We start from the raw sequence: 14,876 nt of genomic DNA on the forward strand, positions 1-14,876 counted from the left end.
CGCCCCCGACAAGCTCAAGGAACAGGACATATGGTTCGCGAAAACAAGCTCCGCGAGGGCGAGGTCGCCATCGAGCTGCCATCGACCAAGGATGCCGGCCTCGTCTTCATCGGCCGCATCCGCACGCCCTGGACCTCGCGGCTGGAGACGCCGCGGCAGGGGCGCCAGGACGGCCCGATCTGCCGGCTCGAGATCTTCGAGCCGTTCGTGCCGGCCATCAAGGGCGTCGATTTCTACAGCAACCTCGAAGTGCTGTACTGGCTCGACAGGTCGCGCCGCGACATCGTTTTGCAGAGCCCGAAGAACAACGAGAAGACCCGCGGCACCTTTTCGCTGCGCTCGCCGGTGCGGCCCAATCCGATCGGGACGTCGATCGTGAAGCTGGTCGGCATCGAGGGCAATGCCATCCTCGTTCGCGGCCTCGATTGCATCGACAACACGCCGCTGATCGACATCAAGCCCGACCGCTGCGAGTTCACGCCGCTGGCCGCGCCGCAGAAGGGCGATTTCGAAACGGAGTAAGGGGCGCACTGTCGCCTCTTCGTCATTGCGAGCGAAGCGAAGCAATCCAGGCTGTTTCCTCAGAGATAGTCTGGATTGCTTCGTCGCAAGGGCTCCTCGCAATGACGGAGTGTGCGGCGCTAGCCCGCCTTCAACGCCGCCATCAGCTTCGCCGCGTGCTCTTCCAGTACCTTGACGTCTTCCTTGCGGCTTGCAGGCGGCAGCATGGCGACACCGTCATGGCGCGGCATGACGTGCATGTGCAAATGGAAAACCACCTGACCGCCGGCGGGCTCGTTGAACTGCTGCACGGTGATGCCGTCGGCGTTGAACGCCTTCATCGCGGCCGCTGCGATCTTGTGCGCGCCGCGCGCGACATGGGCGTAGTCGTCGGGCTTGATGTCGAGGATGTTGCGGGCAGGGGCCTTCGGGATCACCAGCGTGTGGCCGGGCACGCGCGGCATAATGTCGAGGAAGGCGAAGACGTGCTCGTCCTCGTACACCTTGTTGCAGGGCAGCTCGCCGCGCAGAATCTTTGCGAAGATGTTGCTGGTGTCGTAGGCGGTCATGGCGGCGGCTCCCAAGGAGTTTGCGCTTAGAATTTTGCGCTTACTGTCACCAGCGGCGCCAAGGCGTCAAGGCGCCTCGTCGATGCCTTTCCGGAACGGGCCGAGCTCGGCGAGCTCCCGTCCGGCGTCGGCGACATAGGCGCGCTCGCGCTTGAGGTAATCATCGATGGCGCGGCGCAGGCCGGGATCGGCGATGAAGTGGGCCGAATGGGTCGTGCGCGGCAGGTAGCCGCGCGCGATCTTGTGCTCGCCTTGCGCACCGGCCTCGACATGGGTGAGGCCATGCTTGATCGCAAAATCGATCGCCTGATAATAGCAGACCTCGAAATGCAGGAAGGGATGATGCTCGACCGCGCCCCAGTTGCGGCCGAACAGCGTGTCCGAGCCGATGAAGTTGATCGCTCCCGCAATCCAGCGGCCGTTGCGGCGGGCCATCACCAGCAGCACGTCCTGGCTCATGGTCTCGCCGATCAGCGAGAAGAACTCGCGCGTGAGATACGGCCGGCCCCATTTGCGGGAGCCGGTCTCCATGTAGAATCCGAAGAAGGCGTCCCAGGCATCCTCGGTGATGTCTTTGCCCGTGAGCCAGTGGATCGTGATCCCGGCCGCCAGCGCGTCGCGCCGCTCGCGCTTGATCGACTTGCGGTGGCGCGAGTTCAGCGTTGCCAGGAAGTCGTCGAAGCTCGCAAAACCCTGGTTGTGCCAGTGGAACTGCTGGTCGGTGCGCTGGAGGAAGCCGTGCTCGGCGAGCAGCTTCCATTCGTCCTCGCGCGCGAAGGTGACGTGCACAGACGAAGCCTTGCTGACGCCGCACAGCGCCACCAGCCCGCTCGCCAGCGCCTCCCTGATCTGCTCGCGGTCGACGCCGTCGCGGACCAGCAGCCGCGGTCCCGTCGCGGGGGTGAAGGGGACCGAGACCTGAAGCTTCGGGTAGTAGCGCCCGCCCGCGCGCTCATAGGCATCCGCCCAGCCGCGATCGAAAACGTATTCGCCCTGAGAGTGCGATTTCAGATAGCAGGGCACGACGCCGGCAACGCGGCCGTCGAGCCTGGCGACGAGGTGTCGCGGCCCCCAGCCGGTGCGGATCGTGGCCGAACCCGATTTCTCGACCGCGGAGAGAAAGGCGTGCGAGACGAACGGGTTATAAGCAGGTCTTGAGAGGCCGAGGGAATCGCCTGGAAGGACGGATGAGGTTCCCGCGCCATGCCCGTTGCAAGGCTTCTCGTTAAGAGCCTTGTCGTTAAGAGCGTTGCCAGGATTGGCGCAGGCGTCCCAATCCGCGGGCGAGACTTCGCCAATGGACGGTACGGCCTCGAGCGTAATGTCGGATGATGCCATTGCGCCCAAGATCGTGCATTGCAGCAGCGACTTCAAGGGGGCGGGAACATCGCGCTTACGGCACGAACCCCTCAAAAATCATCTGGTCCGCGTACTGCCCGACCCGCGTCCGTTGCTCCGGCGTGCGGACGGTCCAGCCGAGCAGGGCGCAGCCGAAGACGTTGCGGGCGATCCAGGGGGCGGGGGCCGGGAGGTGGTCGACCTTGAAGGCGACGAAATGCGGCTGGGTCTGCAAGCCGTGGCGCAGGTACAGCATGCTGTCGCGCTGCTCCTGCGTCAGGTAAGCCCAATACTCGTCCTCATAGGTCCGCTGCGCAACGATGCCGCGCGGGCGGGAGGGCAACAGCTCGCGCAGCGCCAGCACCTGGTCGGGATCGAAGGACATGCCAACGGCGGGGCCGTCATAAGACCCAAGCACCTCGGCCATCCGCTTCACCAGCTTGCGGTCGCCGCCGAAATGGCTCTTCACCTCGATCACCAGGGGCACGCGGCCGGCGACCATGGCGCAGAGGTCGGAGAGCGACATCATCCGCTCGGCGGTGTCCTTGAACTTGACCGCCTTCAGCTCGGCCGCGGTCTTCCTGATCACTTCGCCGGTGGCCACGGTGAGGCGGCCGAGCGCATGGTCGTGATGCACCATGGCCTCGCCGTCGGACGAGAGCTGGATGTCCACCTCGATCGAGAAATTGCCCGCGATCGCGGCCTGGACCGCGCCCGGCATGTTCTCGACGATGCCGCGCGAAATGTCGTGCAGGCCGCGATGGGCGACCGGCCGGGCTGTCAGCCAATCCGGAGCGCGCATGCGCGTCAGGCGACCTCGAACACGCCTTCGACCTCGACCGCCGCGTCCGCGGGCAGCGAGGCGACACCGACGGTGGTGCGGGCGTGGCGGCCCTTGTCACCGAAGGCGGCGACCATCAGGTCGGAGGCGCCGTTGAGCACCTTCGGTCCGTCCAGGAAATCCGGCGCCGAGTTGATGAAGCCGCCGAGCCGCACCACGCGTACGACCTTGTCGAGGTCGCCGAGCGCGGCCTTGACCTGGGCCAGCAGGTTGACCGCGCAGCCGCGCGCGGCCGCCGCGCCGTCCTCGATCGAGACGCCGGCGCCCAGCTTGCCCTTGGCGATCAGCTTGCCGGCGGGGTCGAAGCAGACCTGGCCGGAGACGAACAGCAAATTGCCGGTCCGCACGAACGGGACGTAATTGGCGACGGGGGTGGGGGCCTCATGCAGCTTGATGCCCTGTTCCGCCAGTTTCTGTTCGACCGTGCCCGCCATGTCCGCCCTCGTTGTCCAAAAATCATTCGCCCCGGCGCCTCCGCAGGCGGCCGGGCGCCCTGTTTCGCCCATCGAGCCGCCACATGCAAGCAACCGGAACGGACTGCATTTTGTTGAGGCAGGCCAGCAGGTTTAACGCGGGGGCCGCAACTTTACGTGAAACGGCCTCAGTTGCGACGCAATGGAACGGTCATTAAAATGTCGAATCTGCGCTTTCCTCAGGGAACAGACATGGTGCACCTTTTCCGGACTTCGCTCGGTGTGATGGCGCTCGCGGCGGCCGCTTTCGGTCCCGGAGGCGGGGCGCTCGCCGCCAACGGTCCGTTCCTGGCGCACCAGGCGCTCTATGATCTGAGCCTCGTCAAATCGCGCTCCAATTCGGTCAACAGCGCGCGGGGCCGCATCCTCTATAATTTCACCGGCAGCTCCTGCGAGGGCTACACCTCCGAATTCCGCCAGGTCTCCGAGCTCGACAGCGGCGAGGGCAAGGTCACGCTCAGCGACCTCCGCTCCAACTCCTGGGAGGACGCGACCGGCAAGAGCTATCGTTTCAAGATCGAGACCCGGATGAACGAGGCCGACGCCGGCCGGGTCGATGGTTCAGCCGAGCGCGACGGCGACCACATCAACGTCAAGCTCAAGCTGCCGGCGCCGAAGAGCTTCACGCTCGACGGCAAGATCGTGTTCCCGACCGAGCAGATCCAGCGCATCATCGCCGCCGCCAAGGACGGCAAGTCGCTGCTCGAGCTTTCCGTCTATGACGGCTCCGACGACGGCCAGAAGGTCTACAACACGCTGACCGTGATCGGCCAGCCGATCGCCGCCGATCGCGCCATCTCGTCCGATCCGTCGACCTCCGACGAGCACATGAAGTTGCTGAAGCGCTGGCCGGTCACCGTCAGCTATTTCGATCGCGAGGCCCAGCAGAAGGAAGGCGAGCAGACCCCGGTCTACGCGATGGCGTTCGAGCTCTACGAGAACGGCGTCTCGCGCCAGCTCGTGCTCGACTACAACGATTTCGTCATCTCCGGCGCGATGGGCAAGTTCGACGTCAAGGACAGCAAGCCCTGTAATTGAGGCTGTCGGCCACAGCGCACTCAACACCATCACCGTCACCCTGAGGTGGCCGCTTCTTCAGCGGCCCTCGAAGGGCGACGGCCCGGCCGTATCAGCGGGGCCGTGCATCCTTCGAGGCTTCCCATACGCCGCTTCGCGTCGCATGGCTCGCACCTCAGGATGACGGTGCACAAGTGTTGCATCTAGCTCTCGTCATACTCTCCAGCTACGCTCTCTCCCAACCACAAACTCCGGGAGCCAGCCCATGCCCAAGCTCGACCATCTCCGTCCCAGCGGCCTGCATCACAATCCCGCTTATTCCCACGTCGTCACGGCCACCGGCGCGCGCACCATCTACATTTCCGGCCAGGTCTCGACTGACGAGGAAGGGCGGATCGTCGGCGAAGGGGATATCGCCGCGCAGACGACGCAGGTGATGCAGAATCTCGGGCTGGCGCTGAAAGCGGCCGGTGCGAGCTATGCGAACATCGTCAAGATCACGACCTTCGTCGTGAACTACAAGCCGGAGCTGCGCCCAATCATCGGCAAGGCCCGCTCGGCCTTCTTCGAAGGCATGGAGCCGCCGGCTTCGACCCTCGTCGGCGTCTCCGCGCTCGCCGCGCCGGAATGGCTGATCGAGATCGAGGCGGTGGCGGTTGCGGATTGAGGTGTGGACGGAATGACGTCGCAAAATGCCATTCGAATAGCGGCCGCGTTGATGAGCAGGGGCGATGGGCGCGTCCTGCTGGTCAGGAAGAAGGCCACCGAAAGCTTCATGCAGCCCGGCGGAAAGATCGAGGCCGGCGAGCATCCGCAAGTTGCGCTCAGGCGGGAATTGTCCGAGGAGCTCGGGATCAACGTCGATCCGAACGAGATGACCTATCTTGGGCGATACACCGCGCCAGCGGCGAATGAGCCGGGCCGGCTGGTCGATGCGGAAATCTTTCGTGTCGTTATCGCTCATTCGGTAAGTCCGGGAGCCGAGATCGAGGAGATCCTTTGGCTCGATCCGTCCTCGCCCGGAGCAGTCAAACTCGCGCCATTGACGCGCGACAAGTTGCTTCCGCTGTGTTCGTGAATCCCGTAGCCCAGATCTATCCGGGCTACGAGTGCTTCGCCCCGGACGTCTCCTGTAGAACAGCCATCGCTTCATCGGCCCTGTCGGCAGGCACGAAGAGATGGTCGTGGTGGAAGGCCGAAACGGCATTCACGCTGATGCCTGTTTCGGCCAGGCGCGCCGTGATCGCTGCGAGGAAACCTACCGCATCGAGCGCGGAATGAACGGCCAAGGTGATCAGGCGCGAGGGGAATGCGTAGCGTAGTCCGGTACGTTCAGCCTCCTCATGCAATACCACCAGCGTCGTCCCTTCGCGTTCGCGGAACGTCAGAATCGGGCTGATAGTGGCTGGAATGCTCGCGCCCGGCGCAAGCGAGCAAAACACGAAGATGCCGTCCAGCATCTCCGGCTTCATGTTCCTCAGCAGCGCGTCGAGATCGCGTTCGCCTGTCACGGTGCCTGCCCAGCGGCTGTTGAAGCCACAACCAACATACCTTTGTATATCTCCTCTAACCCTTCTCATACGCCGATCTTACGCTGGTACAATTGAGCGACGGCGGGAGATTCTTACAATTTGAGTCCACTCGGGTCACTGCGAGGAAGCTCAAATGAACGTCGTCATTCGAAAGCTCAACGGCTTGTGGCACCTCATCGTCGGGTCTTGTCAGATCCGAACTCCGTTCCTGGAAACACAGGATCGGCAGTTGGTCGTCCAGTATGCCAGGCGCGCCTATCCGGGTGCACGGATCTTCGAACGCGACTGAGTTGAGCAGGACCCGATCACTCCTGCGCCTTCTCCGGCCCGTCATAGGCAATGCCGCGGATCACCGCGGCGCTGCCGAACTTCTTGCGCAGGCTGTCCACGGCACGTTCGGCATGGGCGGCGCGGCGGTCGAGCATGTCGGTGTCGTCGCTCGCCGATCCCTCGCGTAGCGCGCTGACGCCGGCGCCCATCAGGCGAAAGGCGGTGCCGTCGATCTCCTTCGCCAGCATCTCACGGCAGATCGAGAAGATCTTCGCGGCGAGCTGCGTCGGCGCGGCGATCGATTGCGAGCGGGTGCGCTGGCGGAAATCGGCGGTCTTCAGCTTCAGCGTCACGGTCGAGCCGGCGAGTTCGCTGCTCTTCAGCCGCGACGACGTCTTCTCGCACAGCCGCCACAGGATCTTTTCCAGCGTCGCGAAATCGCGGATGTCGGTCTCGAAGGTGGTCTCGCTGGAAATGGTCTTGGCGCCGCGATCGGCCTCGACGCGGCGGTCGTCGATGCCGCGGGCGAGCCGCCACAGCCTGCGGCCGTCGCTCGGAAACTGCCGCATCATCTCGATCTCGTCGGCCTTTTGCAGGTCGGCGATGATACGGAAGCCACGCTGCACGAGGCGCTCCTGGGTCGCGGGGCCAACGCCGAAGATGAAGCCGACCGGCTTTTCCGCCAGCATCGACCGCGCTTCCTCCTGATCGAGTGTCGCAAAGCCGCGCGGCTTGTCGAGGTCGGAGGCGATCTTGGCCAAAAACTTGTTGCAGGACAGGCCGACCGAGACGGTGATGCCGATGTCGCGCTCGACGTTGCGGGCAAAGCGCGCCAGCACCTTGGCGGGGATCATGCCGTGCACGCGTTCGGTGCCGGAGAGATCGAGGAAGGCCTCGTCGATCGAGAGCGGCTCGACCAGCGGCGTCAGTGCCTGCATGGCCTGGCGGACCTCACGGCCGACGCGGACGTATTTCGCCATGTCGGGGCGGATCACGGTCGCATGCGGGCAGGCTTCGAGCGCCCTGAACATCGGCATCGCCGAGCGCACGCCATAGGTGCGCGCGATGTAGCAGGCGGCCGACACCACGCCGCGCTTGCCGCCGCCGATGATGACGGGCTTGTCGGCGATATCAGGATTGTCGCGCTTCTCGACCGTCGCATAGAAGGCGTCGCAGTCGATATGGGCGATGGTCAGGCTCGCCAGCGCCCGGTGGCGGACAAGGCGGGGGGAACCGCAGGCCGGGCAGCGGCGGAGGCTCATGTCCAGATCGGCCAGACAATCCCGGCAGAAGCAGCGGGGCCCGGCCGGGACGGGGGCGGTCACGGCACGTCGCGCTCCCAATTGGGGTCGCCGAGCGCATCGCCCAGCACCTGCCGCGCTGCGGCAACGTTGGTCGGATGCAGCTCAGAGGCCTTCGCAAAGGCCTTCACGGTCGCGTCATCGCGCAGCACGAAATCGAGCACGTTAAGGAGGAAATTCGGGTCCGCGGCGGCGTTCCGCAGGGTCTCCGGGCCGACACCTGTCTCGGCCAGAAACAGGCCCAGCCGCTCGGGCTCGCCCGCGACGAAGGACAGGGCCTGAATCGCAACGATTTCAGCGACTTCGCGAGGGTTGTGAACAGGCTTTTTCACGGGGCCGGTTTGCCTTTCCGTTAACTTTCGGTGTCTACTTTGCATCATGCCCGAGTCTCCGCCTTGAGTCTTGCGATCCCGGGGCAAGCAACTGGAAACCACATCGCAGAAAGTGGCCCCTCGGGTTTAACGAAACTAGAGCGAATCTGAGGCTAGTTTGAATCCAGTTTTCGAAGCGCCGGCGAGCGGCGCCTGAGGCGTCACATGTATCCGGCTTCGTGCCAATCAGGAGGGCGGGATGGCTAAGACCGTCCTGATCGTGGAAGACAACGAGCTCAACATGAAGCTCTTCCGCGACCTGTTGGAAGCACATGGCTACCAGACTTCGGGCACCAGCAACGGTTACGAGGCGCTCGATCTGGTGCGCAAGATGCGGCCCGACCTGGTGCTGATGGATATCCAGTTGCCGCAGGTCTCGGGCCTCGAGGTGACGCGCTGGATCAAGGACGATCCGGAGCTGCGCACCATTCCCGTCGTCGCGGTCACGGCGTTCGCGATGAAGGGCGACGAAGAACGCATCCGCGAGGGCGGCTGCGAGGCTTATTTGTCCAAGCCGATCTCGGTCGGCAAATTCATAGAGACGGTCCGGCGTTTCATCGGATAGGAAGTGAGTTCACAGTGTCCGCGCGTATCCTTGTGGTCGATGACGTTCCAGCCAACGTCAAGCTGTTAGAGGCCCGCCTGTCCGCCGAATATTTCGACGTGATGACCGCCTCGAACGGCACCGAGGCGCTGGCGATCAGCAGGCGCGCCGAATGCGACATCATCCTGCTCGACGTGATGATGCCTGATATGGACGGCTTTGAAGTCTGCCGCCGTCTCAAGACCGATCCGGCCACCCACCACATTCCCGTCGTGATGGTCACTGCGCTCGACAGCCCGTCCGACCGCAACCGGGGGCTCGAGGCCGGCGCCGACGATTTCCTCACAAAGCCGGTGTCCGACGTCGTGCTGATCGCGCGCGTGCGCTCGCTGACGCGGCTGAAGATGATGACGGATGAGCTGCGCATGCGCGCCATCACCTCGCTCGAGATCGGCATGCAGGCGCCCGAGCGCACCGCCGTCGCTGACACCGGCAAGGGCGGCCGCATACTCCTGGTCGACGACCGCGAGTCCTCCTATGAGCGGCTGGCGACAATCCTCGCGGCCGAGCACACCGTCGACGTCGAACCGAACCCGACGGAGGCGCTGTTCCATGCCGCCGAGGGCAATTACGACCTCCTGATCGTCTCGCTCGACCTCAACAATTTCGACGGCCTCCGCCTCTGCAGCCAGGCGCGCTCGCTGGAGCGCACGCGCCATGTGCCGATCCTCGCCATTGCCGATGCCGAGAACTCGACGCGGCTGCTCCGGGGCCTGGAGATCGGCGTCAACGACTATCTGCTGCGCCCGATCGACAAGACCGAGCTCCTTGCGCGCGCCCGCACCCAGATCCGCCGCCGCCGCTACACCGATCATCTGCGCGACAACGTGCAGAACTCGATCGAGATGGCGATCACCGACGCGCTCACCGGCCTGCACAATCGCCGCTACATGGAGAGCCATCTGGCAACGCTCGCAGAGCAGGCCGCGACCCGCGGCAAGCCGCTGGCGCTGATGATCCTGGACATCGACTACTTCAAGTCGATCAACGACAATTACGGCCACGATGCCGGCGACGACGTGCTGCGCGAATTCGCGGTGCGGGTGCGCAAGTCGATCCGCGGCATTGATCTCGCCTGCCGCTACGGCGGCGAGGAGTTCGTCATCGTGATGCCGGAGACCGATCTCCACGTCGCCGGCATGGTCGCCGAGCGCCTGCGCCGCTCGATCGCGGGCGAGCCGTTCGCGATCCACAAGGGCACCAAGCGCATCGAGGTCACGATCTCGATCGGGCTCACCACGCTGGAGCAGAAGGGCGAAGCGGTCGCCGACGTCCTCAAGCGCGCCGACACTGCGCTGTACCGGGCCAAGCACGACGGCCGCAATCGCGTGGTGTCGCAGGCGGCGTGACGCTGCTGCGATACAAGAGTTGCGAAAACAACCCCATGCACAGTAGCCGGTGCGAGCCGGATCAATGGCTTACGTGGGTGGCAGGACGGTTTGCGCTGTCGGCGGCGTCATTTGACCCGTCGGGCAAAACAGGAGCATATTGGTAGGGTCGCGAAATGGTCCTGACGAGCCGTCAGGTGTCCGCGCTTCCTCCACAAACTCCGCCGTCATTCCCCGCGCAGGCGGGGAATCCAGTACGCCGCGGCGTCTCGGTTCAAGCTTCACGGTCTCTGGAATACTGGATGCCCCGCCTGCGCGGGGCATGACACCGTGTGATGCGGCGGAGGCGATTATTGTGGCGCGCGCTTGCGTCCCTTCACCGACTTCGTATCGCCACCCATATCCACTCCCGCATTCCGCAGCAGCACCTTCGCCGCTTCCTTCGCGGCGCGCGCCATTGCGGGATCGTCACGCACGAGGTCCTGCGCGATCGAGCCGTCGACCAGCAGCACGAGCTGCGTCGCGAGCGCATCCGCATTGGCAACGCCGAGCTCGGTCAGGCGGTCGCGAAACCAGACGCGGCGGCTTTCCTTGAAGGCGATGGCGATCTTCTTCACGGCGCGATCCGAAGGCCCGAGCTCGGCGACCGCGTTCACGAACGGGCAGCCGCGGAAATCCTTCGCCGCAAAGCGCCGCTCCAGCGAATCGAATGTGGCGAGGATCTGCTCGGCGGGCGGCTTGTCGGACGGGCGCTGAGCTACGAAGCGGCGCTCGAGGTAAGCCGCGATCAGCGCGTCCTTGGACGGGAAGTGGTTGTAGAGCGTGCGCTTACTGATGCCGATCTCGGCCGCGATGGTGTCGACGCCGATGGCGCGAATGCCTTGCAGATAGAACAGCTTGTCGGCGGTCTGAAGGATCCGCTCTTTCATCGTCTGTGGGGCGGGCGGGGGAGCCATGCAGAGCTAAGCGTCCTGTTCGCTTGACAGCAGCGACCATCTATAGCCTAAGTACACAGGTCTGTGTAATCAAAATCATCGGCAAAAACAGACGTCGGCACGCGTGCCGCGCCCCCGAGGGAGAAGAAAAATGCCCCTGTTGCAGGTCCTGCGTCCGACATTGCCGATCCTGATCGGCGCCTCGATCATGCTGACGCTGAGCATGGGGCTGCGGCAGAGCCTCGGCATCTTCATGCAGCCGCTGACGCATGACATCCACATTTCGATCTCGGATTTCACGCTGGCGCTGGCCGTGCAGAACCTCGCTTGGGGCTTTCTCCAGCCGCCCGCCGGCGCACTCACCGTGCGCTACGGCTTTCGCCCGATCATGATCACGGGCGCGCTGATGTACATTGCGGGGCTCGCGCTGATGGCGACCGCGAACGGTCTCGTCAGCATCATGATCGGCGCCGGTGTGCTGATCGGCACGTCGCTGGCCTGCACCGCAGCCGCAATCGCGATGTCGGTGGCGGCGCGCGCGGTGCCTGCGACGGTGCGCTCCACCGTGCTCGGCATCGTCTCCGGTGCGGGCTCGCTCGGCGCGCTGCTGTCGGCACCGATCGGGCAGATGCTCAACGAGGGCTTTGGCTGGCGCATCGGGCTTGCCGGCTTCGTCATCATGTCGGTGCTGATGATCCCCGCGGCCTGGTATGCGGGGCGCGTCGACAGGATCCCGCTGCCGAAGCCGGCCGCCGACGACATCGGCGATGCCACCGCCGCGTCCGTGACGAAGGCGGCATTTGGCAACGCGCCGTTCGTGGTGATGACCTGCGCCTATCTCGTCTGCGGCATGCAGCTCGTGTTCCTCACCACGCACCTGCCGTCTTATCTCGCCATCTGCGGCCTCGATCCGATGCTGAGCGCGCAGACGCTCGGCATGATCGGCGGCTTCAACGTGCTGGGCTCGCTGTTCTTCGGCTGGGCCGGCCAGCGCTGGAACAAGCTGGCGCTGCTGGGCGGGATCTACATCCTGCGCTCGCTCGCGCTCGCCTGGTACTTCATGCTGCCGGCTACATCATTCTCGACCCTGCTGTTCGGCGCGATCATGGGCTTCCTCTGGATGGGCGTCGGCCCGCTGGTCGCAGGCGCCGTCGCCGAGATGTTCGGCCTGCGCTGGCAGGCGATGATCCAGGGCCTCGCCTTCATGAGCCATCAGATCGGCAGCTTCCTCGGCGCCTACGGAGGAGGGGTGCTCTACGACGCACTCGGCTCCTACACCATGGCCTGGCGCATCGGCGTGGCGCTCGGGCTTGCCGGCGGCATCGTGCAGGTGGCATTCGCACTGATCCGGCCGTCGCAGCCGCCGGTGTTGCGGACGGCTTAGGCGAGGCGGGCTGCCGAGCTTCAGCTTTGTAAGTTACAGCGGGCGCCGCGCCGCCTGGTTGTGATGGGCCGGTTGTGGTCCGTTGCGGACCTCGGACATCCGGATTAAAAATTGGACCTTGAGGCCAAGCCGTCGGCCTCAAGTGGACGCCGCAAAGGCTAATCTATAGCGCATCCGACACCGACGAAATGCCGTCAAGAAAACAGCTTATTGCGGACGCGATGGTCGTTGATGGTCGAGGACGCGTCTTTGTGCAAAAGCGCTCATCGACGCGTCGCTTGTTTCCCGGGTGTTGGGACTTAATCGGCGGGCACGTCGAAGACGACGAGGACGTTCTTTCTGCTCTGCGCCGCGAAATACACGAGGAGACAGGCTGGCACCTCAAAAACATCGTTCTTGAGCTAAAACCTAAGTATTGGAGCTATGGGCCGACACCCTACGAAGAACGACAGTTCATCGTGACCGTCGACGGGGACCTCACAAATCCAGCTCTGGAAGCCGACAAAGTGTCAGAAACTCTCTGGGTTGATCGCGCGAACGTGGAGAAGCTCAAAGAGAACCGTAAGCCGGATGACCAATTGATCTACAATTCGGTGGTGGAGGCTCTGAAAGCTCTGGAGACAGTGCGGCCTCGGATATGAGATTGTCGTTGCGATTTGCTCCGCAACTGCGACGTCCGTTGTTCGCCCATTGTTGTCCTCGAGCGACCATGCACCAACTTCGTCTTTCGGCCGCATGGCGGATGTGTTGCAAAGGCGGAGCAAGACGGCAGACGCTTATCACGGGGACAGGCCGCGGAAGGCGCAGGCCGCGTGCCAACACCGGGCGGCGCGAGACCGGCCGCCTGTTCGGCAGCTGTCCGAAATGCGCGAGGGCTTGGCTTCGCCGATTCGACGTGCATGCCTCCACGGACGGACGAAGTTCGGCGAGTTGCGGCAAGCTTTGGCCGATGTCAGGGCTGCATACGGCGTAGCGGCGAATTCGTCGCGCCCTGATTCTTGTTTGATCTCGATCAATAAGCCGTCTTTGCGCCGACGTAAAAAAACAATGCGTAGCCCCCACTACGCGACCCCACCCAAAAGCCGCCGGCTTCCCCAAGGGCTGGCGGCTCCCTTTTGCCCGCCTTCTCCCGGGCGGCCTCGAAAACGCTCCGGGCAATTACCAGTTTTTCCCAAGTTTGCGCCTGATCAATTTCGCTTCCCCGGACATGCTTAGCATGTGTTCAACCTTCAGGGAGGTCGAACAATGCTGGTGAGGATCAATACCGCCCCCCGTAAGCCAGTTGACGGGCAGCTTGCCGTTCTGGCCGGTGAGCGAATGTTCTGCAGCGAATTCAGGTATCGCAGGGGCTCCGAGATTTTTGGCGAGGGCGAAGAGCCCGAATACGTCTACCAGATCATCTCCGGTGCGGTGCGCACCTACAAGCTTCTCCCGGACGGTCGCCGTCAGATCAACGCATTCCACCTTCCCGGCGACATGTTCGGATTCGAGAACGAGACAACTCACCGTTTTACGGCCGAAGCGATCGTCGAGACCAATGTCCACCTCATGCGGCGCACCAGCATTCTGGAGACGGTCCGATATGGAGGCGCAGGGACCAAGGACCTCATCAGGTTCGTCACCCAGAATCTTCAGCACGCCGAGAGCCATATGCTTCTGCTCGGCCGAAAGACATCGCTCGAGCGGGTGACGGCATTCCTTCTCGAGATGGATGAGCGGCTGCAGCGTCCGGACGTGATGATCTTGCCGATGAATCGCCGCGACATCGCCGATTATCTCGGACTGACCCTGGAAACGGTGTCCCGGGCTCTTTCGATATTGCGAGACGAAGGACTGCTGCGCTTTGACGGAAATACGCAGCGGCGGCTCGAACTGGTCGACCGTGGCGCTCTCGCGAGGATCGACGCCTGACGGCGGCTTTCTCCAGCCTGGCAAGCTCCCTAACGCTCGCGTTCGAGCGGCCGGCGATGTCGCATTGCGTTGGGGTTGAATGACCGCTAGTGGCCCATGGCGGGCGTGGATCACGCTAGTGGTGGGGAGGACTGCAGTCCAGCTCCTTGATCCTCCCGGCGTCGTCAAACGCAAAAAGCGCGCTCATGACGCCGGCACTCGTGATGTAGGAGAGGATGGTCCCGTCGTGGTAGGGATTGAGATCGTCCAACGTGCCCGCCGGATATTCTCGGAGGCGATCGACCCAATAGGCTCGAAGGGCCTCGCGGCCGGTAATGGTCTTGATGCAGCCGCAGCCGCAATGAACCACGGCATCTTCAGCATACATTTCCAGGATCGCTTCGATATCGCCCGCGCGGTAGGCATCGAGCCAGTCAACCGCAACGCCCATCGGGTCAAAGGACATAATTCCCACCTGCATACCGTCAAAAACTTGCAATTTTAAGTCGGGTTAACCCCGCT

19 protein-coding genes are annotated in these 14,876 nt (G+C 63.8%); 10 read left to right on the plus strand and 9 right to left on the minus strand.

Annotated features, from left to right (window positions below):
* The first annotated feature begins 30 nt into the window (after positions 1–30).
* Entirely contained in the window at positions 31–522 is a 492-nt protein-coding gene (tsaA, locus tag GGD63_RS21675; protein ID WP_183245183.1) for a tRNA (N6-threonylcarbamoyladenosine(37)-N6)-methyltransferase TrmO, read from the plus strand.
* Between the two features lie 119 nt (positions 523–641).
* Here tsaA and GGD63_RS21680 read toward each other — a convergent pair whose 3' ends face one another.
* The 4 genes from GGD63_RS21680 to GGD63_RS21695 all read right to left on the minus strand — a co-directional run bounded on the left by GGD63_RS21680 (position 642) and on the right by GGD63_RS21695 (position 3,683).
* Positions 642–1,070: an HIT family protein gene (locus tag GGD63_RS21680; protein ID WP_183245184.1), complete on the minus strand. Its 429-nt coding sequence runs from the start codon at positions 1,068–1,070 to the stop codon at positions 642–644.
* Between the two features lie 66 nt (positions 1,071–1,136).
* Complete coding sequence (locus GGD63_RS21685) at positions 1,137–2,408, minus strand: GNAT family N-acetyltransferase (RefSeq protein WP_183245185.1); 1,272 nt, start codon at positions 2,406–2,408, stop codon at positions 1,137–1,139.
* A gap of 55 nt (positions 2,409–2,463) precedes the next feature.
* Positions 2,464–3,210 carry a glycerophosphodiester phosphodiesterase gene (locus GGD63_RS21690; RefSeq protein ID WP_183245186.1) on the minus strand — a complete coding sequence of 249 codons (747 nt, stop codon included), beginning with the start codon at positions 3,208–3,210 and terminating at the stop codon, positions 2,464–2,466.
* Positions 3,211–3,215: 5 nt separating this feature from the next.
* Positions 3,216–3,683, minus strand: coding sequence for a RidA family protein (locus GGD63_RS21695; RefSeq protein WP_014494672.1), 468 nt, complete (start codon positions 3,681–3,683; stop codon positions 3,216–3,218).
* 231 nt (positions 3,684–3,914) lie between these two features.
* Between GGD63_RS21695 and GGD63_RS21700 the strand changes: the two genes are divergently transcribed.
* The 3 genes from GGD63_RS21700 (at position 3,915) to GGD63_RS21710 (ending at position 5,817) form a co-directional block, all read left to right on the plus strand.
* A complete protein-coding gene (locus GGD63_RS21700; protein WP_183245187.1) occupies positions 3,915–4,760 on the plus strand; it encodes a cell envelope integrity EipB family protein in 846 nt (281 codons plus the stop codon).
* 244 nt (positions 4,761–5,004) lie between these two features.
* A complete protein-coding gene (locus GGD63_RS21705) occupies positions 5,005–5,406 on the plus strand; it encodes a RidA family protein (RefSeq protein ID WP_028171561.1) in 402 nt (133 codons plus the stop codon).
* A 12-nt stretch (positions 5,407–5,418) separates the two neighbouring features.
* Complete coding sequence (locus GGD63_RS21710; RefSeq protein ID WP_183245188.1) at positions 5,419–5,817, plus strand: NUDIX domain-containing protein; 399 nt, start codon at positions 5,419–5,421, stop codon at positions 5,815–5,817.
* Positions 5,818–5,842: 25 nt separating this feature from the next.
* Here GGD63_RS21710 and GGD63_RS21715 read toward each other — a convergent pair whose 3' ends face one another.
* Positions 5,843–6,250, minus strand: coding sequence for an ACT domain-containing protein (locus GGD63_RS21715; protein WP_183245189.1), 408 nt, complete (start codon positions 6,248–6,250; stop codon positions 5,843–5,845).
* 154 nt (positions 6,251–6,404) lie between these two features.
* On the opposite strand from GGD63_RS21715, the gene GGD63_RS21720 reads away from it, so the two are divergent.
* Entirely contained in the window at positions 6,405–6,560 is a 156-nt protein-coding gene (locus GGD63_RS21720) for a hypothetical protein (RefSeq protein WP_008548553.1), read from the plus strand.
* 16 nt (positions 6,561–6,576) lie between these two features.
* Here the strand turns inward: GGD63_RS21720 and GGD63_RS21725 are convergent, their stop codons facing one another.
* Complete coding sequence (locus GGD63_RS21725; protein ID WP_183245190.1) at positions 6,577–7,866, minus strand: DNA polymerase IV; 1,290 nt, start codon at positions 7,864–7,866, stop codon at positions 6,577–6,579.
* The gene (locus tag GGD63_RS21730; protein WP_183245191.1) at positions 7,863–8,174 is read right to left on the minus strand and encodes a DUF3572 domain-containing protein; all 312 of its coding nucleotides are present in this window, start codon (positions 8,172–8,174) and stop codon (positions 7,863–7,865) included. The genes GGD63_RS21725 and GGD63_RS21730 overlap by 4 nt, the downstream gene beginning before the upstream one ends.
* 238 nt (positions 8,175–8,412) lie before the next feature.
* On the opposite strand from GGD63_RS21730, the gene GGD63_RS21735 reads away from it, so the two are divergent.
* Together GGD63_RS21735 and GGD63_RS21740 are read left to right on the plus strand one after the other, a co-directional pair.
* On the plus strand, positions 8,413–8,778 hold the full coding sequence (locus GGD63_RS21735) for a response regulator (protein ID WP_027553080.1): 366 nt from the start codon (positions 8,413–8,415) through the stop codon (positions 8,776–8,778).
* A gap of 14 nt (positions 8,779–8,792) precedes the next feature.
* Entirely contained in the window at positions 8,793–10,166 is a 1,374-nt protein-coding gene (locus GGD63_RS21740; protein WP_183245192.1) for a PleD family two-component system response regulator, read from the plus strand.
* Positions 10,167–10,495: 329 nt separating this feature from the next.
* Here the strand turns inward: GGD63_RS21740 and GGD63_RS21745 are convergent, their stop codons facing one another.
* A complete protein-coding gene (locus tag GGD63_RS21745; protein ID WP_183245193.1) occupies positions 10,496–11,101 on the minus strand; it encodes a TetR/AcrR family transcriptional regulator in 606 nt (201 codons plus the stop codon).
* Positions 11,102–11,231: 130 nt separating this feature from the next.
* Here GGD63_RS21745 and GGD63_RS21750 point away from each other — a divergent pair, with 130 nt between their 5' ends.
* The 3 genes from GGD63_RS21750 (at position 11,232) to GGD63_RS21760 (ending at position 14,375) form a co-directional block, all read left to right on the plus strand.
* Positions 11,232–12,464, plus strand: a complete 1,233-nt coding sequence (locus GGD63_RS21750) for an MFS transporter (RefSeq protein WP_183245194.1) — start codon at positions 11,232–11,234, stop codon at positions 12,462–12,464.
* 188 nt (positions 12,465–12,652) lie between these two features.
* Positions 12,653–13,105 (plus strand): NUDIX domain-containing protein, encoded by a 453-nt coding sequence (locus GGD63_RS21755; RefSeq protein ID WP_183245195.1) that lies wholly within the window; start codon positions 12,653–12,655, stop codon positions 13,103–13,105.
* Between the two features lie 604 nt (positions 13,106–13,709).
* Complete coding sequence (locus GGD63_RS21760) at positions 13,710–14,375, plus strand: helix-turn-helix domain-containing protein (protein ID WP_183245196.1); 666 nt, start codon at positions 13,710–13,712, stop codon at positions 14,373–14,375.
* A 115-nt stretch (positions 14,376–14,490) separates the two neighbouring features.
* On the opposite strand, the gene GGD63_RS21765 is transcribed toward GGD63_RS21760, so the two are convergent.
* Complete coding sequence (locus GGD63_RS21765) at positions 14,491–14,820, minus strand: nuclear transport factor 2 family protein (protein WP_183245197.1); 330 nt, start codon at positions 14,818–14,820, stop codon at positions 14,491–14,493.
* Positions 14,821–14,876 lie beyond the last annotated feature (56 nt).

Source organism: Bradyrhizobium sp. cir1 (genome assembly GCF_014198245.1).
GTDB lineage: Bacteria > Pseudomonadota > Alphaproteobacteria > Rhizobiales > Xanthobacteraceae > Bradyrhizobium.

Excerpts from the sequence above, each read along its gene's own strand:
- tsaA (WP_183245183.1), top strand. The coding sequence starts at position 31 with ATGGTTCGCGAAAACAAGCTCCGCGAGGGCGAGGTCGCCATCGAGCTG.
- GGD63_RS21680 (WP_183245184.1), bottom strand. The coding sequence starts at position 1,070 with ATGACCGCCTACGACACCAGCAACATCTTCGCAAAGATTCTGCGCGGC.
- GGD63_RS21685 (WP_183245185.1), bottom strand. The coding sequence starts at position 2,408 with ATGGCATCATCCGACATTACGCTCGAGGCCGTACCGTCCATTGGCGAA.
- GGD63_RS21690 (WP_183245186.1), bottom strand. The coding sequence starts at position 3,210 with ATGCGCGCTCCGGATTGGCTGACAGCCCGGCCGGTCGCCCATCGCGGC.
- GGD63_RS21695 (WP_014494672.1), bottom strand. The coding sequence starts at position 3,683 with ATGGCGGGCACGGTCGAACAGAAACTGGCGGAACAGGGCATCAAGCTG.
- GGD63_RS21700 (WP_183245187.1), top strand. The coding sequence starts at position 3,915 with ATGGTGCACCTTTTCCGGACTTCGCTCGGTGTGATGGCGCTCGCGGCG.
- GGD63_RS21705 (WP_028171561.1), top strand. The coding sequence starts at position 5,005 with ATGCCCAAGCTCGACCATCTCCGTCCCAGCGGCCTGCATCACAATCCC.
- GGD63_RS21710 (WP_183245188.1), top strand. The coding sequence starts at position 5,419 with ATGACGTCGCAAAATGCCATTCGAATAGCGGCCGCGTTGATGAGCAGG.
- GGD63_RS21720 (WP_008548553.1), top strand. The coding sequence starts at position 6,405 with ATGAACGTCGTCATTCGAAAGCTCAACGGCTTGTGGCACCTCATCGTC.
- GGD63_RS21735 (WP_027553080.1), top strand. The coding sequence starts at position 8,413 with ATGGCTAAGACCGTCCTGATCGTGGAAGACAACGAGCTCAACATGAAG.
- GGD63_RS21745 (WP_183245193.1), bottom strand. The coding sequence starts at position 11,101 with ATGGCTCCCCCGCCCGCCCCACAGACGATGAAAGAGCGGATCCTTCAG.
- GGD63_RS21750 (WP_183245194.1), top strand. The coding sequence starts at position 11,232 with ATGCCCCTGTTGCAGGTCCTGCGTCCGACATTGCCGATCCTGATCGGC.
- GGD63_RS21755 (WP_183245195.1), top strand. The coding sequence starts at position 12,653 with ATGCCGTCAAGAAAACAGCTTATTGCGGACGCGATGGTCGTTGATGGT.
- GGD63_RS21760 (WP_183245196.1), top strand. The coding sequence starts at position 13,710 with ATGCTGGTGAGGATCAATACCGCCCCCCGTAAGCCAGTTGACGGGCAG.
- GGD63_RS21765 (WP_183245197.1), bottom strand. The coding sequence starts at position 14,820 with ATGTCCTTTGACCCGATGGGCGTTGCGGTTGACTGGCTCGATGCCTAC.